The sequence below is a fragment of the Parafrankia colletiae genome, from assembly GCF_001854655.1.
Lineage (GTDB): Bacteria > Actinomycetota > Actinomycetes > Frankiales > Frankiaceae > Parafrankia > Parafrankia colletiae.
Genome location: NZ_MBLM01000064.1, coordinates 1 through 3,991 on the forward strand (window position 1 = coordinate 1; position 3,991 = coordinate 3,991).

Here is a 3,991-nt window from a genome sequence, read left to right on the forward strand (position 1 = left end):
TGTCACGGTGACCCCGGGCAATGCGCGCAGGCCGCGGACGACCGCGTCGATGCCCGGTGCGCCCACCCCGTCGTCGTTGGTGACCAGGATGTCCAGCGGCGCGGGCCCGGCCGGGGCCGCCTCACTCGGGGAAGAGGAAGCGGAACTCCGGCCGGATTCACCACCGGCCGGACCTGCCCCGGTGATGTTGTCGCCACAGCCGGCCGCGGCACCGAGTGTGACGAGGGTGAAGAGTGCGGCGAGAGGCACCGCCGCCATGCGCGGCATGCCTGCGGCTCGGGGCCGCCTCCGGGTCGCGTCCCGATCCATGCCCTGTTGTCGCGCGCCCGTCACCGTGTTCTCCATGGTCGTCTCATCCGTGTCCTTGTCGGCACGACCGCAACCGGCCGCCCACCCGCCCGCCGCCTGCCCCCTCGGGAACAGCGGGCCCATTCATATCCCCTGACCTGTACATATCCGTTGCCGCCCCCCGATCGTTGCGGAGAATGTCACCCACTGTTCGCAGCCACGGTGAACGTCGTCAGCCGCTGCCAGGGCAGGCCGACGACCGGGCGGCGAACGGGAGCCCGAGAAGCGGCTCGGCGGAAGCCGCGAGGGGCGGCAGCCGCCGCGCGGACAGCCAGCCGGGACAGCGGCAGACCCGGGGCAGCAGCCGAGCGCGGGGCCGGCAGCAGGCACGCATGGGATGCGACGCGGGCTGGCGACCGCACCCGCCGCGCCGGACAACCGCACCGCCGGACGGCCGGTCACGGCGCGCGGGGGTGAACCGCACCGTGCCGTAGCCTCTAGTCAGCCTTTGCTGCCGAGACCGGTGATAGTGCCGGGTAGGCTGGCACCGGCCATCACGGTGAGGATGAGATGGACGAGTTTTCCTATCGCGACGGCGCCCTGTGGTGCGACCAGACGCCGCTGCGTGAGGTGGCCGAACAATTCGGCACACCGACCTATGTCTATTCGGCGTCGACTCTCGTCGACCATTATGTTCGGTTTGCCAAGGCGTTCGAGTCGATCGATCCGCTCATCTGTTTCTCCGCGAAGGCACTGAGCAATGTGCACCTGCTTCGTCTCCTGGGTGAGCAGGGCGCCGGTATCGACACGGTGAGCGGCGGCGAACTGCACCGGGCGCTGGCCGCGGGTGTGAATACCGAACGCATTGTTCTGGCCGGCGTGGGCAAGTCCGCCGACGAGCTGCGGGATGCTGTCCGGCGGGACATCCGCTGCATCAACGTCGAGTCCGAGGAGGAGGTCGCGCTCCTCGCCCGCATCGCGCGAGAGGAGGGTCGGCGACCACGGCTGGCCATCCGGGTCAACCCCGACATCGCACCTGACCTGCGTACCCCGGCCCGGACGACGACGGCCGTCCGCGGTGTGAAGTTCGGGGTGGACATCGAGCGGGCTGCCGCGCTGTTCAGCTCGGCCGCCGCCGACGGTTCCCTTCGGCCGGAGGGCATCCACGTCCACATCGGCAGCCCCATCTTCGATCCGCAGGTCTACGCGATGGCACTCGAGCGGGTCCTGGCCCTCGTCGCCGAGATCGAGGCCGCCGGGCATCCGGTCACCACGATCAATCTGGGTGGCGGTTTCCCCGCCGAGTACTCGGCGGGGAGTGCTCCGGGCTGGGACGACTTCGCGGAGGCGATCTGCCCGCGGCTGGAGGGCTTCGTCGGCCGCGGTGGTCAGGTCATCTTCGAGCCGGGCCGGACCATCGCGGCGAACGCTGGTGTGCTCCTCGCCGCCRWCCGTTACCGCAAGCAGGCCGGCGAACGGCAGCTGGTCGTGATCGACGCGGGCATGACCCATATCGTCCGGGCCGCGATGTACGACAGCTATCACTTCATGTGGCCGGTAACGCCGGGCATCGAGATGGTTCCCCCCTCTCGGGACCARCATTCACTCGACGACCTCGTCACCTATGACGTCGTCGGCCCGATCTGCGAATCGAGCGACTATCTGGCAAAGGGCCGTGCGCTCCCGGCGATGGCGGCCGGCGACCTCATCGCGATATTCGGCGCCGGCGCCTACGGCATGACGATGACGAGCAACTACAACAGCCAGCTCCGGCCCGCCGAGGTCCTCGTCGAGGGGGACCGGGCCCGGCTCATCCGCCGCCGCGAGACCTACGAAGACCTGGTGGCACTCGAACTGCTCGACGACACGCCGTCAGCGGGCTGACCCGGAAGCACTCACGCGCAATATCGGCGTATGTACTGCTGCCCCGGCCGTAGGGCCGGGGCAGCAGATCCGGAACGGCTCCCCGGCCTGGAGGCCGAGGGTGTGGGCGGTGAGGGCCGGCAGCCGGCGGACCAGACCTCCCGCCGAACTCCGCCGGCACCAGGTCCAGGTTGGTCGGCACCGTCTCGGATCGAACGAAGATCCGGTGGCACGCCTCCAGGGGTCGGCGCCGAACCTCGTGCCGAGCGGCACGGCCGGGCTGCCGGACATCAGATGTCGACGAGCTCGACGGTGACCGCCACGGCGTCTCCCACCTCCAGCTCCTCCGCTCTGCGGACGGCCCGTTTGACGGGCAGCACATAACTGCCACCCGCACTGTCCGGGAAGATCGACGTGGCCCAGGTGGTGCCCCCGACGGTGACCCGCACTCGTAGCGACCCGAAGCCGCGGCTTGCTCCGCCGGCACGGTCGCGGATCTCCGCAGAGACCTCTGTCGGCAGGCTGACAAACGTCCACGTATCAACGCGGCGGGCGTTCCACAGCCAGAGCTCGCCTTCGAAAACAAGGACCATGGTCCGAGCGTTTCACGCGGTACCGACAGTTCTGCGCCGGGGGCACCTCACCGGGGCCGTCAGCAAAGGCGCTATGGCACCAGGCGACTGATTTTCGCGGATACCTCTTTCTCCCGGACGGAGGAGCCGTCCAGAAATTTCGGCGCTCCCGCGACCGTGCCACCCGCCAACGATGCCGCGGAAAAGACATCTGATTTAGTCCCGGAGCGACGCCTGGCTGGCCGCACCGGCTCTCCGTCGCGAGCGGGAACGCCGCTACTGCGAAGCACTCCCCTGTTCTCTCTGTACGAGAGGCGGCCTACCGCCAAGTTCCCGACCCCACACCCATCCGACCGGCCGGTTATTGACTGACGCCAGGAGACGGGAACCGGGATCTAATAGCGGAATATCTCCGTCCGGAACGACCCGCAGACGGGCCACGGAACCGAGCGCCCGGCACCTGGTTTCGGCAGTGTGGCCGGCGTTTACGGGGTGGCCTCGGCTCTGCGGGAGCGACTGTGCTCCCCGGCCAGGACCGGTGCCGGGCACAGCCGGACGGCTAGCCGATCAGCGCGCGACCACGACCGCGTGGTGGACGACTGTGACACGTCCGCGCCGGCAGCGCCGCCCCCGCACCGCACGCTGCCGGGAGGCACCACCGACCGAGGTCAGGGCCAGGCAGGGACTCCGGGTGACGGTGGGGCGACGCCGGACGAATCGCCCGAAACCTGTCGGAAACGGGGCTACCGTAGCGCGACAGGAATCACACCGGGCTCCAGATGAAGCAGATCCGCGTTAGAGAAGGCCGGCAAGTGGGCCGACCGGACCGGGATTGACTTTGGATCGGATCGACGCCGGCCGCTCCACTTGCCGGCCAACGGGCCGTAGATCGGACCTGCTACTATCAGCCAAAAATTTCACTAAGTATGAACGTTTCGATGGGGGCACTGCCCAGTCTTCAGCCCTGTCTGATCTGACCCGGCTCGCCCYGCCCACCGCGGCCCAGATCCCCCATCACGATCGTTGTTTATTTCCTGTGGGGTTATTGATGCGCTCAGGCGGCTTGACAAGAAGGCTTGGGGTGGTGCTCRCCGCCGTCCTGGCCGCCACCGTCYCCGGATGCTCGGGGTCGGGCGGAGGCGGCGGGGAGGACGCCGTACCTGCCACCTGCGACAGCCCCGGTGTCACCACCGACACGGTGAAGCTCGGCTTCCTCTACTCGGACTCCGGCCTCGGCAGCGGCGCGCTGTCCGCCGCCCGGGCAGGTC

2 protein-coding genes and 2 pseudogenes are annotated in these 3,991 nt (G+C 68.9%); 2 read left to right on the top strand and 2 right to left on the bottom strand.

The window, feature by feature from the left end; all coding sequences use genetic code 11:
• A pseudogene (locus CC117_RS09075) lies at nt 1-258 on the bottom strand (5'/3'-nucleotidase SurE); the annotation flags it as partial.
• A 600-nt stretch (nt 259-858) separates the two neighbouring features.
• Here CC117_RS09075 and lysA point away from each other — a divergent pair.
• Nucleotides 859-2,172 (top strand): diaminopimelate decarboxylase, encoded by a 1,314-nt coding sequence (gene lysA, locus CC117_RS09080; RefSeq protein ID WP_071083316.1) that lies wholly within the window; start codon nt 859-861, stop codon nt 2,170-2,172.
• Between the two features lie 269 nt (nt 2,173-2,441).
• On the opposite strand, the gene CC117_RS09085 is transcribed toward lysA, so the two are convergent.
• Nucleotides 2,442-2,744, bottom strand: coding sequence for a DUF1905 domain-containing protein (locus CC117_RS09085; RefSeq protein WP_071083112.1), 303 nt, complete (start codon nt 2,742-2,744; stop codon nt 2,442-2,444).
• 1,060 nt (nt 2,745-3,804) lie between these two features.
• Between CC117_RS09085 and CC117_RS09090 the strand changes: the two are divergent.
• Nucleotides 3,805-3,991: pseudogene (locus CC117_RS09090) on the top strand (ABC transporter substrate-binding protein); the annotation flags it as partial.